We start from the raw sequence: 16,353 nt of genomic DNA on the forward strand, positions 1-16,353 counted from the left end.
GTATTATTTTATAAAATGAAAAAAGAAAATAAATCAGTAATCATCTGGTTGCTATCGGGTTGTGCTTTATTGTTTTTAATGGTTGTCGTTGGCGGAATTACCCGTCTGACCAATTCAGGTTTATCCATGACCGACTGGCATTTGGTAACAGATACCTTTCCTCCACTGACAGAAGCAAAATGGAATGAAGCATTTGAACAATACAAGAAATTTCCAGAGTACCAAAAAATTAATATTCACAACGATTTTCAGCTTTCAGATTATAAATTCATCTATTTTTGGGAATGGTTCCACCGCTTCATTGGACGCATCATCGGACTGGTTTTCTTTGTTCCTTTTGTTTATTTTTTAATTCGAAAAAAACTCGATCGTCCAACCATAAACAAATGTATTGTTCTTCTGGCAATGGGAGGTTTTCAAGGGTTCTTAGGATGGTTTATGGTGCGCAGCGGATTAATCGACAATCCGGATGTTAGTCATTTCAGACTTTCTCTTCATCTTACTTTTGCCTTTATTACTTTTGCTTATACACTTTGGGTTGCCTTGGATTTAATTTATCCGGAACGCAATGTTTATAAAATAATTCCGCTTCGTAATATTGCAAGAATAGCTCTTGTCGCTTTACTGATTCAAATTATTTACGGCGGATTTGTAGCAGGTCTTAATGCCGGTTTAATACACAATCACTGGCCTTTAATGAGTGACGGACAATTTATTCACGATTCGGTTTTTATTGAACAACCAACTTTGGTTAAAAACTTAATCGAAGGAAAAAGCGGAGTTCAGTTTGTGCATAGAACTTTTGCTTATGTAGTAGTAGCGCTTATCCTTTTCTTATATTACAAAGGAACTCGATTTTCTCTAACCAGAAATCAGTCTAAGGGAATCGACGTTCTTCTTGTTTTTGTTTTCATTCAGTTCTTACTGGGCGTTTTTACACTTTTATACAGCGTTCCTTTAGCTTTAGGATTAATTCATCAAATTATGGCTTTTTTCCTTTTGAGTGCCATGACCTACACTTTGCACCGATTGAGTAAATAATAACTTAAATTATATAGAAAGAGCTGGAAAATTCCAGCTCTTTTTTATTTAGAATATGGCCCGAACTCAAGGCTCTCTATATTTGATAACCTATTTTTTAAATCGAATTAAAATCCGCTCCTACAAAATGCGTCGAGCCAATGGCTCTTTGTCTTAACTATTAAAACTGTTCAGGCACATTATAAAATTCCGAAGGAATGACCAATATTGTAGCAATGGATTTTAATCCATTGAAAAATAAATTCAACCCACAAAAAAGTTCCGTAGGAACAATACATGTATTAAATAAGTTTACCCCAGCCAGTTTTTAAAGTCCTGTACTTTCTCGCGGCTCACAATTACCTCATCCTCTTTATAAGTAGGTAAAATTACCTTTAGCCGTGAATTGGTGTACACCTGAATTTCTTTTATCGCCGTAAGCGGAACAATGAATTTTCGGCTAACGCGAAAGAAATCTTTTTTATCGATTTCCTGCTCCAGGATTTCCAAAGTCGAGTCAATTAAATAATTTCTATTATCAAAAGTATGAATGTAGGTTCCTTTATTTTCACTAAAGAAACACTCAATTTCGTCTGTGGTAATAACCTTTAAGTGCTGCCCGATTTTAACTGTAAATCGTTTTTTATAATTCTTTTCAAAGGGGTTTGACAACATTTGACGAATTTGTTCAAAATCAAGTTGCAAATTTGAATTTTCTGAACTTGTTTTCGGTAATCTTGTTCTGAATTTTGCAACAGCAACTTCCAGATCATCTTCATCAATGGGTTTTAAAAGATAATCGATACTGTTTAATTTAAATGCTTTTAAAGCATATTCATCATAAGCCGTGGTAAAAATAATGGCGCTCTGAATATTTATTTTTTCAAAAATTTCAAACGATAAACCATCAGACAATTGAATATCCAAAAATATGAGATCCGGATGTTCGTTATTTTCAAACCAATAAACGGATTCTTCAACAGAATGTAACATGGTCTTTACAGCAATATCTAACTTTTCGAGTTTTCGTTGTAGTAATCTTGCCGCCGGTTTTTCGTCTTCTATAATTAATGTGGTCATTTTGTAAGATGCAAAAATTAAAAATTCAGTTTAAAATTACTTCCATTTATTTTTATTTTCAGCCTCTTTCTTCATTATTTTTTGAATTTTCTTTTGCTCCCAATCCCTATTAAAAAAAACATCAGGGCCAAAAACGGAAATTCCATGAATCACTAGAGCAATTCCCCAAAAAAAAGCAGTCGAGTAAATTTCCCAATCACGGAATCCTCTAATGACAAAATGATCTCCTATATAACTTTGATTCAGACTTGAAACAATGATGATAATGTTCACCAATATATAAACTCTTAAATGCGAATAAAAGCCTTTAATTCTTTTTACTTTTTTATATGCCAAATTGAAACTTTCGTCTGTACTAAACTCATGTGAATACTCTTCGTACATCTGTCTTCTAAACTGTCCCATATTATTTTGATTTAAAAATTATTGCCATTTTGTATTATTGTTCTGTGCCTCTCTCTCCATATACTTTTGGATCTTTTTTTGTTCCCATTCACTGCTGAAAAAAATATCAGGGCCAAATACAGTAAAAGCATGAATGCCTAAAGCTACTCCCCAGCATATCGCTGTCGAATAGGTACGCCAGTCTAACAATCCGTTTTCATAAACACTATGGCTGAAATAATCTCTGTTTAAATTAGAAACTATAATAATGGCATTCACAATCAAATACACTTTTAAATGCGTGTAAAAACCTTTGATTTTTTTCACTTTTCTGTAGGCTAAATTATAGCTTTCGTCTGTACTAATTTCATCCCTGAAAGCTTCGTACCTGTCTCTTCTATATCGTCTCATTTTACTATAATTATTGCCATTTATTTTTATTCTCTCTCTCTTTTTCCATCAGTTCTTTGATCTTTTTCTCTTCCCAGTCTTTTCCGAGAACCGGAAACACTTTAAAGACTTTCAAACCATGAAAAACCACTCCAACTCCCCACCACATTAAGGGCCAGTAAAACCATAAATGTCTTGGTGATGTATAAAGATTGATAAAAATCAGAACCAGATTTACAATAACGTATGCCGTTAGATTGCCATAGAAACCTTTGATTTCCTCCACTCTCTTTTTTGCGAGGTAATATTTATCCTCTTCATTCAAATCTACTTCCATGATTACTCCCATTTTTGTTTTTTTTCCTTTTTCTCTAAAATGCTTTTCATTTTACGCTCTTCCCATTCTTCTCCAAAAATTTTAAAAGAAGCGAATATCTCTATTGCCGATACTACAAAAACAGTAGTCCAAATACACATGACAAATCCGTTCAGATATTGTACAGGAAAAATATTAAGCGGAAGCCCAAAATAATCTTTTAAAATATAAAGTATAAGACCTGCACTATAGAAAATCACATGAGTGTAAAAAGCCTTTAACTTCACCACCTTTTTACTTGCCATCTTTTGAAGTTCAAAATCTTCCTGTTCCTTATTAAAATTAGTTTCCATAATTATTTTTAGATTTGCTGGTTCTTTCTTTTTCCAAAATTTCTTTGATTTTCTTCTCCTCCCAGTCTTTACTGAAAAATGGCGGGATATCAAACACTGTCAGTCCATGAATGACTACTCCTACTCCCCAACCCAAAACACACCAGACAAACCACAAATATTCGGGCGAGGTTATAAGATTTACGGCTATCACAATAATGTTTACCAGTATAAAAACCGCCAGGTGCTCGTAAAACTCTCTAATTTCTTTTACTTTTTTCTTGGCCTGATAAAAACGTTCTGCTTCAATAAAATCCTTTTCCATGGCTACTTCCAGTTTTTTTGTTTGTTTTCCCGTTCCAGAATCTCTCTTATTTTTCGTTCTTCCCAATCTGAGCTGTACCCAAATACCTTAAAAGCATGCATGACAACCCCAAACCCCCAGCCTAAAGCCGAGAACCAAAACCACTGAAATCCAGGAGAATACCTCAAATTTATAAAAATTAAAAATGGTATCACACAACAATATGAAATTACGTTACCGTAAAAACCTTTTAGTTCCTCTACTCTTTTCTTAGCTCTGAAATAAGCTTTATTTTCGTCGCTGTATTCTGCACTTGTTTCCATGACTGTAATTTGTTTGGTTAAAATTGGAATTTTAACGGTGAAATTTTCTTCGTTTTGTTCAATCAGAACTTTTCTGTTAGTTACAATTGAATATCGGTTCACAATGTTCTGCAATCCTACTCCCTGCCTGTCCTGCAAAACTTCTTTCTTCTGAAAATCATTTTGTATCGCCAGATAATCTCCCTCTACAAAAATCCTGATATGCAAAGGTTTTTGCTCGCTAACGATATTGTGTTTTACTGTATTCTCTAATAAAAGCTGCAAGGATAGCGGAACTACTTTTGCATCGGGATTGATATTGCTCGTTGGTAATTCATAAAACAAACTGTTCTCGAATCGCATTTTAAGCAAATTCATATAGGTTTTAGCAAACGACAGTTCATCTTCAACAGAAACCAGCTCCTTGTCTTTTTGCTCTAAAACGTAGCGATAGATTTTAGATAAAGAGGTCGTAAATCGTTGTGCATTATCCGGATTTTCTTCGATTAAAGAACTAAGAACGTTTAAACTGTTAAAAAGAAAATGAGGGTCTATTTGATTTTTTAAACTTTCGAATTTTGCATTGGCCGTTCCTGCAATAATCTTTTGCTGTGTTACTTCAAATTTGGATGCCTGTTTCCACTTCACCATAAAGCTTCGGGCCTGCATGAAAGTTGATACTCCGAGAGACAGAATCACATAAAAGAGGTGTGCCCAAATCATTCTTTCACTAAAAAACTGATCCGGCGGAAGGTCCTGAACAAATACACAAACAACATAATTGATTCCCAAAACAACCGGAACGGTATACAATATGGTAATCAAAATTCCGTAGTACACCCTTAGATTGGTTTGTTCCAGCCAATCCCATTTTTTATCTAAAAGAACGTTAATAAATCCGTTACCAAAGCCCAATCCAAAAGAGTAAAGGCAGCTTATCCCGAAGGTTAGTAATACATTTTCAATATTTAAATCGGTACCAAGAAAGGCACAGAATAAAATGGTAAAGACCATAGAAATCTTGAAACACATAAGAGTTCCACTTTTCAAATCAGCAAATGAGTTTCTATGATCTTTCATTCTATTCTGTTGGTATTAAATTTATTTTTTACAATTCTTTTGTGTTTCCAAAGCTCTTTCTAGTCCCCATTTTGGAGAAAAAGGTGTCGCTGGTTTAAAAGTAGCAAAAAGTTCGACAGCTTTATCCACTTGTGCACATAACGGTTTGGTATCAACCCCTGACCATTTTGCTCCTCCAATCTGATAATCCGCTTCACCAAAAACAATTCTCGGATTATTCGGGTCTATCGCTTTTCCTTTTGCATAAGCTTCCATCACCTTAGCCGAATATTTCATTCCGTTTGTCATTGGATCAGCTACTACCCAGGCTGTATAGATTAAAGCCTGCATCGCATAAAGCTCGGCATTATTTTGATCTTTAATAAATTCTGTATCCAGTGCATCTTGCGCTTTCGTCAGCAACAAATCGATTTTCGTTTTATCTTTTTCAGAAAATGCTGCTGTAGTATTGATTAAGGCTACATAGTAATTTGGCAAATAACTGTTTTTTTCTGCTGCAGCAATTCTCTCAAACATAGCCGAAGCTTCCGTATTTTTTCCTTCTTTCCAAAGCCCGAAAGCTTTTCCCATTCCTTGTTCAAATTGTGTTTGTGCCGAAGTTAGCAATACGGTAAATAATGCGATTGTGGTAATAATTCTTTTCATTTTGATAGTGTTAAATTGGTTACTGTTTTTAGTTTTAGATGTTTTAAAATACGATGTTAACTTTTGAATCGTTGTTTACGCTAAATTTAGCATCGTTATAGATTGGAGGTCCCATAAATCCTTTGGCATTATTCGAACAGGCATAATCTTCAGAAGGAATTCCCATCATATTGCGGTCCAGTTTTCCGTTGCTGTTTTCGTCATGATAAGTCGAGATTCCGTATTCTCCTTTGGGAACCCCAACAAAAGTTACCGTAGCTTCATTATTTTTAATTTCGGAAACTATGCTTTTGTAAGTCGTTTTAAGAAATGTTGTATCGGAATTGTACAAACCTACTCTAACAGTTCCTTTATTGTTTTTCAAACCTGAAACAGCAACTGTAAGGTTTACATTCTGCGCAGATAACAAACTGCAGATAAACAGCATAAGTAAAGTGATAATTTTGACCATGATTTCTTTTTTTAAGGTTCTAAATGACTAAAACTCTGATTTTTTCTGATGATGATTAAAACTCTTTTTTTTTAGGTTCAAAGGTTCAGTGTGACAAAAGGCTCAAAGGTTTTGATTTTGTAATTCTTAACCTCTCTCTCTATTCCTTTTAATTTATACTTCAAAAGTATATCGGATTTTATTCTTTTAAAATTAAATGATACCGAGTTGTTGATTTTGATGACTGAATTGTTTTTTTTTGAGGTACTAAGGTTCTGAGAGACTAAGGTACTAAGGTTTCTTCTAAATAGCTCAGTGTCATAAGTATCTTAGTACCTTAGTCTCTCAGAACCTCAGCAACTTAGAGATTCTTCAACTGATTCTCATTCTTATTCTGACTAATGGTCCAGAAGAAACCAACGAAGAAAAAGCGATCGGCGGTTGGTATCACGGCTTGTCTGTTGTAAACTCCGTTGGTATCGGGATTCCTTGCATAATCATATCCAAAAACATTTTGAGTTCCCAATACATTTGAAACAGAGAAATACAGAATTTTTTGAGTGGTTAACAAATAAGCCCAGTTGAAGCTCAAACTATTATATGCTTTTGTTCTTCCATTCATAAACTGCGTCTGATTTGGATCGTTGTACGGACGTCCGGAGCTGAAACTGTTAGTAAAACCAATCTGAGATTTCCAATCGGTAATAAAATATTTGGTTACGACAGACAGGGTATGATGAGCCACAAAACTAGGAGTTACCATCGCTGGAAAATTCTTGTACTGTCTCTCTGAATCGATATAAGAATAAGAAATCCAGTACTCCAGGTTTTTATGCAGATTGCTGTCTCTCCAAAACAAATCCAATCCTTTTGCATAACCCGAACCGTTGTTGTTGAAAACCGAATTATACTGAATTTCTCTCGTATTGTATTGTACTAAATTGCTATAGTCTTTATAGTAGGCCTCTGCTCTAAAAGTTTGCCCCGGTTTGGTGAACTGATAATTTAAGATATAATGTCTCGCTTTTTCACTTTCAAACTGATGGTATTTGGAGTATTTAATATAATCAACTACTGGTGTCTGCGTAAAATCTCCGTAAGCAAATGAAAACTGACTGGTTTTTGAAATTTTATAAGCCAGAGAAGCTCTTGGTGCAATGTTGGTTTCGTTCAGCAAACTGTTATTTGAAAGTCGGAAACCTACTTTTGCAGCCAGTTTTTTCGAGAATAGAATATCTCCTTCGGTGTAAAAAGCGGCAATATTAGAATCATAGCCATTTGCCGTTTTTATAGTATTATTATCCGTAAAATTTTCATTAAACTTTGTGATGAAATAATCGGCTCCAAATGACAACTTGAAATAATTCGAGATGTTTTTTCTCAATTTTAATTTTAGCTGTGCTGCATTTTCATTGTTGTCTACATCATTAATATCAAACTTGATTTTGTTTTTGCTGTATCCGTAACTAACTCCTGATGTGAGCTGCCAGCCTGTTCCAAAATCTCCTTTATAAGAGGCATTCAGATAAAAGTTATTGTTGTCCAGATCCGTTCGGATAGGATTAGCGAAATTGACATTTTTCTGATTCAAATCGAATTTCTCTGCATCAAAAGCAGCGTAGAATTTAAAAATTCCTCTCTCAAAATTATAGCGATATACAGCTTCCCCTCCCAAAGACTGATACGGATTATTCCAATCTACGTTTTGCGGAATTACAGCCTGGTAAGGTGCCAGATTAATATAATTGGTATTGATACTGAACGAGCTTTTTTTCCATTTTTGAGTATTCCCTACTCCTAAACCCACAGTCATTAAAGCAATATCCGTTTTATTCTGATCCGGTTCATCCTGAGTGTTTAACAACAAAACACTTGATAAAGCTTCACCATATTCTGCGGAATATCCTCCGGTTGAAAACGCAATTCCGCTAAACAAAAATGGAGAGAATCGGCTTCGGGTGGGTAAATTATTAGTCGTTGCGCCATAAGGCTGTGCTACACGAAGTCCGTCTACAAAAGTTTGTGTTTCGCTTGCCTCCCCTCCACGAACAAATAAACGTCCATCTTCGCCAACACTTTGTGTTCCCGGTAAAGTTTGTAAAGCTGCAATAATGTTTCCCGCTGATCCGGCAGTAGTCACAATATCCAGAGGTTTTAAAACTGAAACTCTTGCTTTATCACCTGATTCTAATGTTCCTGCAGTAATAACAACGGCGTCAAGTGCATTTACATTCTCTCTCAGTTTCACTGTTTGATCTTTATAATTGGCAACATCTATTTCCTGTTTGAAAGTTTCGAAAAGCAAAAAACTCACTACCAAAAATTTATTTCCTTTTTCACTGGTTTCGAATGAAAAACTACCGTCTTCAGCACTTGTCGCTCCGTCATAAGTTCCGTCTATGTAAATATTAGCGCCCTGAACCGGCTTTCCTTTTTGATCAACCACTTTTCCTGAAATCGTATTCTGGGCAAAAGTAAAAATGGTAAAGAATAATAAAATAAAAGTAATTTTGGTTTTCATGATTTTGGTTTTTGATAGAGCAAATGTATTTTAACATTTCCTGTTAAAAAATATTAAATAACCCAATTGTAGAATTTTAAGGATGAGTTGTAAATATCTAATTTGTATCTTAGCTATGAATTCTAAAATCTTCACTTATGTCAGAAAGCAAAAGAATTTCAAATCTGTATCAATCCATTTATAATGGTGATCCATGGCTGGAAGTTAACTTAACCAAAACTTTAGAAAATATAACTGCCGCACAGGCCTACCGGAAGATAAATCCTAACTTAAATACCATTTGGGAAATTACCAACCATTTGATCCAATGGAGGAGAAACATTCTAAACCGTATGCAGGGAGAGACCGTAATAACGCCGGATCACAACTATTTTGTGCCTGTATTGGATCCATCAGAAGCGGCCTGGGAGCAGTCACTTCAAAGTCTGGCAAAATCACAGGAAGCCTGGAGTACTTTCTTTCAGGATTTTGATGATGCCGATTTGGCTAAAATATATGTGAATAATGGTCATACTTATTACGAACATCTTCATGGAATTATTCAACATGATGTGTATCATTTAGGACAAATTGTTATCTTGAAAAAACTTCTTTAAAAATTTTATAATGATTGATGAAAAATTAGATTACCGATGGCAGAAAATTAAAAATGGAAAACCTTTTCTTGCTATTATGAATCTTGAAATCAGTAAAAACGATAATCAAAATGAAATCATAGAAGAATACGACGGTAAAGGCTGGGTCGGAATGGGCAATTTTGTAAGCATCCCAGCTAAAGATGAACCTGGTAAAGCACATTTTAGAAATTGGAGAAAAGCAGTTATCAAGGGCCTCGAATTTGTTTTTTCTAAAACTGATACGAAATGGACTGTTAAGATAAAAAAAGTAGAAGGACTAATTGCTACAGACACAAATCCTACAATTGTAGGCTATGCCGCTATATTAGCTTTTTGCAGACAAACTAATCTGGAACTGGATTTTGATACCAGCCGCAAAATTGAAGATTTCACCTTCAAAAGCTGGGAAGTTAAAAATAGTGATATAAAAATTCCAAATTTTACAGATTTGAAATATGAAGATGATGATTTCAATGAATAACGTCTCAAAGACTTCACAATATTTTACTGCAACTTTAAAATTTTCTCTCATGAAAAAAAATCTCTTTTTACTCACATTCTTTATAGTTAATACTATCGCTCTTTCTCAGGAATCAGAAACTAAATTCGATGAAAAACTAGCTAAATCTCTGAATGCCGACGAATATGGAATGAAAAAATATGTCTTCTGCCTTTTAAAATCCGGAAGCAACACCACCGCATCCAAAGAAGAAAGCAAGAAACTGTTTGAAGGTCATATGGAGAATATCGGAAAATTAGCCAAAGAAGGAAAACTGGTTGTTGCCGGTCCTTTTATGAAAAACGACCGAAATTATCGCGGCATCTACATTTTTAATGTTGAAACCATAGAGGAAGCAAAAGCATTGGTAGCTACAGATCCTGCCATAAAAGCCAATCTGCTTGAAGCCGAATTAACCCCTTGGTACGCCACAGCAGCTTTGCAGGAAACCTTAAAAATACACGACAAAATTGCCAAGAAAAAAATATAAAAACACTTTATGAAAACCGAAAAGGAAAAAATGATTGCCGGAGAATATTATCTGGCAGGTGACCCTATTTTAGTAAAAGAACGCCGAAAAGCCAAAAACTTACTGCACCGCTTAAACGTCACCGAATACCGAATGACCAAAAAAGCCAAGGAAATTTTAGCAGAATTGATTCCGAATGCAGGCAAGAGTTTTTATATAGAACCTCCTTTTCATTGTGACTACGGTTACAATATTTCCTGTGGCGACAACGTTTATTTTAATGTAAACTGTGTTGTTTTGGACTGTGCTCCGGTCAATATTGGATCAAATGTGTTCTTTGCGCCAAACGTTCAAATTTATACCGCCACCCATCCGCTTGACGCTGAACTCAGAAAAACACTCGAAAATGCCTTACTCATTTCTATCGGAGACGATTGCTGGATTGGCGGAAATACGGTAATCTGTCCGGGGATCACCATCGGAAAAGGTTGTGTGATTGGTGCAGGATCAGTAGTGACCAAAGATATTCCCGACAACTCACTGGCCGTTGGAAATCCGGCAAAAATTATTCGAAAATTAAATCAGGAACCCCAATAATTAAACAATGCTTACCTTAAATAAAGTTCACCATATTGCCATTTTATGCTCGGATTATCAAAAATCTAAAACATTCTATACCGAAGTTTTGGGACTTACCATTATTCGAGAAATCTATCGCGAGGAGCGTCAATCCTATAAACTCGATTTGGCTCTGAATGGTATTTATGTTGTCGAATTGTTTTCGTTTCCTAATCCTCCTAAAAGGCCTTCAAGACCTGAAGCTGTCGGCTTGCGTCATTTGGCTTTTGAAGTCATTAACTTAGAGGAAACCATCGCTTTTTTAAACACTAAAAACATCGAATCAGAACCTATCCGAATCGATGAATTCACTGAAAAGCGATTCACTTTTATTGCCGATCCTGACGAATTGCCTATTGAATTTTATGAAAGATAAGATGAAAACGAACAGAAAACATTTTCTTTCACTGATAACTTTAACACAATATAGGGAGCGATTTGTATTAAAAACCGAATTTGATTAACTAATTTTGTAATCCGCATAAAAAATTGCGATTTCAAAATCGATCTCTGATGAACAAAACGGCGAAAATCAAAAAAAATCATCAATTTATTGTCCTCAAAAAATTAGTTATTGTTTCCGTGTTAATTGGCTTTCTTTCTGCCTTTTTAGGAATCTCACTCAAAAAAATCACCGAATATTACGAAGAAATTTTCTTTCATGAAGTCTCCGTAAATCCTGTTTTTTATATCCTCTTCCCTGTTTTTGGATTATCCGTTATTTACTTTCTCAGACAATATCTCTTTAAGAAAAAAGAAAACAAGGGCATTAAAGAGGTTTTCGAAAGCACCAAATCCTCTTCCAAAAACTTGCCTTCTTATAAAATTCCGTCCCACTTCATCAACGGATTACTGACGGTTATCTTTGGAGGCTCTACCGGAATTGAGGTTTCAACCGTAGTAGCCACCGCCACCATTGGCTCTGTTGCACAACAAAAAGAAAATGTCTTTCGCCAATACAAGACCGAACTAATATGTGCAGGAGTTGCAGCAGGAGTAACCGCTTTATTCAGCAGTCCGATTGCGGGAATTTTATTTGCTTTAGAAGTAATCTCCAGAAAAGTAACACGCGCTTTTATTATTTCCAATATTATTGCCGTTTCCATTGCTTTTGGTTTACTTACTATCTTGAAAGAAGAGCCGCTATTTGCCGTATCTATTACCACCTGGCATTTAAAAGCCATTCCTTACTTCATTCTTTTAGGAATTCTGGCCGGAGTAAATTCTGTTTATCTGACCCGTTGCGTTTTATTTTTTAAATCTCAATTCTCACGAATCGATACGCATTATTATAAAATTTTAATTGGTTCAGTGGTTTTAAGTATTTCTCTTTTTATTTTCCCTCAATTGTATGGAGAAGGATATCACGCTATAAAAGGAATATTCACCACTACTTCTGAAATTCCATTAACACTGACTTTATCACTAACCTTTATTGGTATATTAATTCTAAAACCAATCGTTACCTCAATCACATTGGCTTCCGGAGGCGATGGCGGTGTATTTGCTCCAAGCTTGTTCATTGGTGCTTTTTTAGGATTACTATTGGCCTCTGTATTGAATACCTTTTTTCATGTACACGTAATTCCGGTAAACTTTATGATTATTGGTATGGCAGCTGTATTAAGCGCCAGCATCCACGCTCCTTTTACAGCAATATTCTTAGTCTGTGGCTTAACCAACGATTATACTCTATTTCTGCCTATTCTCGTAGTTTGCCTGATTTCTAAATATACCGCAAAAATGATATATCCTTACACTGTATATTCTTATTCTCCCAGCATTTCAAAATAATACATCATGCCCGTTCCCAACATAAAAAGAGGTTACCGCAAAACACGTTATATCCTTTACAAAGAAACTTTAATTGACTACAAAGAGCATTTTTGGTCATTTCTGGGATCTTTTGTCGGAATTGGAATTTTGGCTTATCTGGAGTCGATACATTTTGGAGGAAGTGACCTTGTGTATCTTATTGGTTCATTTGGCGCTTCAAGTGTTTTGATTTACGGAATCATACAAAGTCCGTTTTCACAACCCCGAAATTTAATTGGCGGTCATTTGATTTCAGCAATTATTGGGGTTTCTGTAAATAAATTAGTTCCGGATATTGTCTGGATCGCGGCACCTTTGGCGGTATCTCTTTCTATTATTTTCATGCAGATTACCAAAACACTTCACCCACCCGGAGGAGCCACTGCGCTTATCGCTGTCACCGCTTCCCCGCAAATAAAAAATCTAGGGTATATGTATGTGCTGTCTCCTGTGTTAGTTGGAGTGTTGATTTTATTTGTGACCGCTTTGATTTTCAACAACATGACTTCCAGCAGAATTTACCCAAGTCATAGCACCTACCACAAACACTACCATAAGATTAGAAAACGTCTGAGTAGAAAGGGATAATAAGAGTTGCCAATCTTTCTCTTAAAGGAAAGAAAAATATTTTCAACAATTCGTAAATCAAAATTCGTAAATCGTTAATTATACTTTACCTTTGCCCTTTCAATAAAAACAACGATTATGGTTTATAAATTTAGAGTAATTCTAGACGCCGAAGAAGATATTTTTAGAGACATTGCTATTCTTGAAGACGATACTCTTGAGGATTTACACAATGCTATCTTCAACGCTTTTGGTTTTGACGGAATGGAAGTGGCTTCGTTTTATACTTGTGATGAAACCTGGAATCAGGAAGATGAAATTCCACTTTTTGATACTGGTGACGTTCCCGGTGAGCAAAGAACGATGGGCGATTATCCGTTATCTTCTATTTTAGACGAACAAAATACCAAAATTATCTATGTATATGATTTCATCAATATGTGGACATTCTTAGTTGAATTAGCTGCTATTGAAGATCAAATCGCAGGAGCTCCATATCCTGAAACATTATTTTCACATGGAGAAATGCCGGACGAAGCTACAGAAAAGAACTTTGAAGCCGACATGCACGACGATATCTACGGAGAATTTGAAGATGATCTTGATGAAGATGATCTTGACATGTTCGAAGGCGATGACAGCTTTGAAGATTACGGATTTGAGGAGAATTGGAATTAGTGTAAGTTACTAAGGTTCTGAGATGCTAAGGTTCTAAGTTTTTTACTTTGAAAGTTTTTTCTTATTTTTAATTTTTCAAATTAAAAATATTTTCATGAGTAATTTTAAAAATCTGCTTATCTGGCAAAAATCAATGGCTCTCACTACCAAAATTTATTTTTCAACAAAACATTTTCCAAAAGAAGAAATCTTCGGATTGACTTCACAAATTAGACGTTGCTCTATCTCTATCCCCAGCAATATTGCAGAGGGATTTGGAAGAGAAAGTGACAAAGATCTTTTACGTTTTTTGAGTATTTCCGTTGGGTCATTGTTTGAAATGCAAACCCAACTTGAAATTGCAAAAAACATATCTTATTTAAAAGAAGACGATTTTAACAATCTATACGAGGACAGTCGCGAAGTAGAACGGATGTTAGTTTCTTTTATAAAAAAAATAAAACAAAGAAACTAAACCTTAGTAACTTAGCATCTAAGAACCTCAGCACCTAAAAAAATATGATCAACTTATTCAACACCCACATCGATACGCTTTCGATACACCGCGTAGGGAACAAAAGCAGAAACGAAGCGATTTTTTTATCGGAACAACCATTTAATTTAAATGATGAAATTGTTCCTTTGATCAAAGAGTACTTTTTTAAGCCTTTCAGAGAGAAAGAGGAAAACTATTATCAGTTTGCGCACGAAGTTGATTTAGACTACAACGACATGTTTAAATATGCTACAGAAATTTTTAGCAACCCTGGAAATTTACACGAGGTTTCAAAAAAAATTACTACGCATTTATTTGAGCAATCCAATCACCCGCATATTAAAAATGGAGAGGTTTACATCACTTATCTTACCAATCTAAGTATCGACAATAATGTTGTGGATGCTATTGGAATTTTTAAAAGCGAGTTACAAGCCGACTTTTTGCAATTTGAAGAGAAAGGAAGCAATCTTGAAATGGTCCTGCAACAAGGAATCAACTTAAGTAAATTAGATAAAGGATGTTTGATTTTTAACTATAAAAAAGAAGAAGGATACAAAATCCTAACCGTTGACAGCAACCGTTATGACGCGCGCTACTGGTTAGAGCACTTTTTATCTGTTGATGCTTTTGAAGATGAAAACTTCATCACTAAAAAATACTTAAAATTCTGCCAGAACTTCGCCAAAGATGTCGTTTTACCGGCAGAAGACAAAAAAGAAGAAGTAATGTTCATGAACCGATCTGTGAATTATTTCGCAAAAAACGATCAGTTTGAAGAACAAAATTTCTTAAACGAAGTATTAGACAATCCTGAATTAATTCCTGAATTCAAAAACTATAAAGTGGATAAAGGAGAAAAATACAGCATCGAAGATGTAACCTCATTCCCTATTGCCAACGCAGCAGTTTCAGACGCCAGAAAATCGATCAAAAACGTGATTAACCTGGACACACACATTCAGATCAAAATGGATTTTATCAATCCGGAAAGTGCTGAAAAATTTGTTGAAAAAGGCTGGGATGAAGAAAAACAAATGTATTACTACTTAGTGTATTTCAATAAAGAAGAGAAAAGCTAAGAGTCATTCATTTTCTATTACTTACTTAAAATAAAAAACGGCAACTACACTAGTAATTGCCGTTTTTTTATACTTTATTTCAAAGTCACAATACTGAAAACATCGCTTTCAGAATATCATCGTAAACCTTCTTATCGTTCTCTCCGGAGCGAGCCAACACCCTGATTCCGGTATAATTATTAAAGATAAAACGAGCCAGCATTCTTGCTTCTAATTGCGTTGAAATTTGTCCTGCCTGCTGTCCTTTTTTTACTGCTGTCAAAAAAATCTCCTCCACTGTTTGTCGGTTATCGCTCACAATTTTAGCAATCTCTTCGTCATGCATCGCGAGTTCAACAGCAGCATTTACTACAAAACACCCCTTTGTCATTCGGTCATCCAGACTTTCAATAACCGCCTGTTTAAAAATCTCAGTTAAGCTTTCTTTTATATCTTCTGATTGGTTCAAAAGGTTTCTTGTGGCTTCCTGCCCATGTTCCAGATACCTTCTTAAAGCTTTTGAAAAAAGTTTCTGTTTGTCTCCAAAAGTATCATACAAACTCGAACGACTTAACCCCAAATGCGTTACCAGATCCTGTGCCGAAGTACCGTTATATCCTTTACACCAAAAAATTTCTATCGCTTTATCCAGAGCCTTATCCTCATCAAATTCTTTTGTTCTGGCCATAACTTCATAATTAAATTCTCTTACAAAGATACGAAAAATTACGGAACGATTGTTCCGCAATT

Annotated in this window: 22 protein-coding genes; 11 read left to right on the forward strand and 11 right to left on the reverse strand. The window is 35.1% G+C overall.

The features are described 5' to 3' along the window. Window positions 1-15: 15 nt before the first annotated feature. Window positions 16-1,041, forward strand: a complete 1,026-nt coding sequence (locus tag JO950_RS01920) for a COX15/CtaA family protein (RefSeq protein WP_202700818.1) — start codon at window positions 16-18, stop codon at window positions 1,039-1,041. Between the two features lie 291 nt (window positions 1,042-1,332). Here JO950_RS01920 and JO950_RS01925 read toward each other — a convergent pair whose 3' ends face one another. The 10 genes from JO950_RS01925 to JO950_RS01970 all read right to left on the reverse strand — a co-directional run bounded on the left by JO950_RS01925 (window position 1,333) and on the right by JO950_RS01970 (window position 8,804). Continuing rightward, window positions 1,333-2,100 (reverse strand): LytTR family DNA-binding domain-containing protein, encoded by a 768-nt coding sequence (locus JO950_RS01925; protein WP_202700819.1) that lies wholly within the window; start codon window positions 2,098-2,100, stop codon window positions 1,333-1,335. Window positions 2,101-2,136: 36 nt separating this feature from the next. Then, window positions 2,137-2,505 (reverse strand): 2TM domain-containing protein, encoded by a 369-nt coding sequence (locus tag JO950_RS01930; RefSeq protein ID WP_017495242.1) that lies wholly within the window; start codon window positions 2,503-2,505, stop codon window positions 2,137-2,139. A gap of 18 nt (window positions 2,506-2,523) precedes the next feature. Beyond that, the gene (locus JO950_RS01935) at window positions 2,524-2,895 is read right to left on the reverse strand and encodes a 2TM domain-containing protein (protein WP_202700820.1); all 372 of its coding nucleotides are present in this window, start codon (window positions 2,893-2,895) and stop codon (window positions 2,524-2,526) included. Window positions 2,896-2,905: 10 nt separating this feature from the next. Beyond that, window positions 2,906-3,223 carry a 2TM domain-containing protein gene (locus JO950_RS01940; protein WP_202700821.1) on the reverse strand — a complete coding sequence of 106 codons (318 nt, stop codon included), beginning with the start codon at window positions 3,221-3,223 and terminating at the stop codon, window positions 2,906-2,908. Beyond that, complete coding sequence (locus JO950_RS01945; protein ID WP_202700822.1) at window positions 3,214-3,543, reverse strand: 2TM domain-containing protein; 330 nt, start codon at window positions 3,541-3,543, stop codon at window positions 3,214-3,216. The genes JO950_RS01940 and JO950_RS01945 overlap by 10 nt, the downstream gene beginning before the upstream one ends. Continuing rightward, window positions 3,533-3,847, reverse strand: a complete 315-nt coding sequence (locus JO950_RS01950; protein ID WP_202700823.1) for a 2TM domain-containing protein — start codon at window positions 3,845-3,847, stop codon at window positions 3,533-3,535. Before JO950_RS01950 ends, JO950_RS01945 begins: the two co-directional genes overlap by 11 nt. Before the next feature lie 2 nt (window positions 3,848-3,849). Next, complete coding sequence (locus tag JO950_RS01955) at window positions 3,850-5,208, reverse strand: 2TM domain-containing protein (protein WP_202700824.1); 1,359 nt, start codon at window positions 5,206-5,208, stop codon at window positions 3,850-3,852. A gap of 21 nt (window positions 5,209-5,229) precedes the next feature. Further along, on the reverse strand, window positions 5,230-5,853 hold the full coding sequence (locus JO950_RS01960; protein ID WP_202700825.1) for a hypothetical protein: 624 nt from the start codon (window positions 5,851-5,853) through the stop codon (window positions 5,230-5,232). 43 nt (window positions 5,854-5,896) lie between these two features. Continuing rightward, window positions 5,897-6,304 carry a DUF2141 domain-containing protein gene (locus JO950_RS01965; protein WP_202700826.1) on the reverse strand — a complete coding sequence of 136 codons (408 nt, stop codon included), beginning with the start codon at window positions 6,302-6,304 and terminating at the stop codon, window positions 5,897-5,899. A gap of 340 nt (window positions 6,305-6,644) precedes the next feature. Next, window positions 6,645-8,804: a TonB-dependent receptor gene (locus JO950_RS01970; RefSeq protein WP_202700827.1), complete on the reverse strand. Its 2,160-nt coding sequence runs from the start codon at window positions 8,802-8,804 to the stop codon at window positions 6,645-6,647. 137 nt (window positions 8,805-8,941) lie between these two features. Here JO950_RS01970 and JO950_RS01975 point away from each other — a divergent pair, with 137 nt between their 5' ends. The 10 genes from JO950_RS01975 (at window position 8,942) to JO950_RS02020 (ending at window position 15,624) form a co-directional block, all read left to right on the forward strand. Continuing rightward, the gene (locus JO950_RS01975) at window positions 8,942-9,400 is read left to right on the forward strand and encodes a DinB family protein (RefSeq protein WP_202700828.1); all 459 of its coding nucleotides are present in this window, start codon (window positions 8,942-8,944) and stop codon (window positions 9,398-9,400) included. A gap of 10 nt (window positions 9,401-9,410) precedes the next feature. Next, window positions 9,411-9,902 (forward strand): hypothetical protein, encoded by a 492-nt coding sequence (locus tag JO950_RS01980; RefSeq protein ID WP_202700829.1) that lies wholly within the window; start codon window positions 9,411-9,413, stop codon window positions 9,900-9,902. Between the two features lie 49 nt (window positions 9,903-9,951). Further along, entirely contained in the window at window positions 9,952-10,410 is a 459-nt protein-coding gene (locus JO950_RS01985) for a YciI family protein (RefSeq protein ID WP_202700830.1), read from the forward strand. Window positions 10,411-10,419: 9 nt separating this feature from the next. Next, the gene (locus JO950_RS01990) at window positions 10,420-10,986 is read left to right on the forward strand and encodes a sugar O-acetyltransferase (protein WP_202700831.1); all 567 of its coding nucleotides are present in this window, start codon (window positions 10,420-10,422) and stop codon (window positions 10,984-10,986) included. Window positions 10,987-10,993: 7 nt separating this feature from the next. Beyond that, window positions 10,994-11,383, forward strand: a complete 390-nt coding sequence (locus JO950_RS01995) for a VOC family protein (RefSeq protein WP_202700832.1) — start codon at window positions 10,994-10,996, stop codon at window positions 11,381-11,383. Between the two features lie 137 nt (window positions 11,384-11,520). Beyond that, a complete protein-coding gene (locus JO950_RS02000) occupies window positions 11,521-12,801 on the forward strand; it encodes a chloride channel protein (RefSeq protein WP_202700833.1) in 1,281 nt (426 codons plus the stop codon). A 6-nt stretch (window positions 12,802-12,807) separates the two neighbouring features. After that, entirely contained in the window at window positions 12,808-13,410 is a 603-nt protein-coding gene (locus tag JO950_RS02005) for an HPP family protein (protein ID WP_202700834.1), read from the forward strand. A gap of 117 nt (window positions 13,411-13,527) precedes the next feature. Beyond that, a complete protein-coding gene (locus tag JO950_RS02010) occupies window positions 13,528-14,067 on the forward strand; it encodes a hypothetical protein (RefSeq protein WP_017495227.1) in 540 nt (179 codons plus the stop codon). A 94-nt stretch (window positions 14,068-14,161) separates the two neighbouring features. Next, the gene (locus JO950_RS02015) at window positions 14,162-14,521 is read left to right on the forward strand and encodes a four helix bundle protein (RefSeq protein WP_202700835.1); all 360 of its coding nucleotides are present in this window, start codon (window positions 14,162-14,164) and stop codon (window positions 14,519-14,521) included. A gap of 44 nt (window positions 14,522-14,565) precedes the next feature. Further along, window positions 14,566-15,624, forward strand: a complete 1,059-nt coding sequence (locus JO950_RS02020) for a nucleoid-associated protein (RefSeq protein WP_202700836.1) — start codon at window positions 14,566-14,568, stop codon at window positions 15,622-15,624. Window positions 15,625-15,709: 85 nt separating this feature from the next. On the opposite strand, the gene JO950_RS02025 is transcribed toward JO950_RS02020, so the two are convergent. Further along, a complete protein-coding gene (locus JO950_RS02025; RefSeq protein ID WP_202700837.1) occupies window positions 15,710-16,291 on the reverse strand; it encodes a TetR/AcrR family transcriptional regulator in 582 nt (193 codons plus the stop codon). Window positions 16,292-16,353: the final 62 nt, after the last annotated feature.

The organism is Flavobacterium sp. UGB4466, from assembly GCF_903469665.1.
GTDB classification, from domain to species: domain Bacteria; phylum Bacteroidota; class Bacteroidia; order Flavobacteriales; family Flavobacteriaceae; genus Flavobacterium; species Flavobacterium lipolyticum.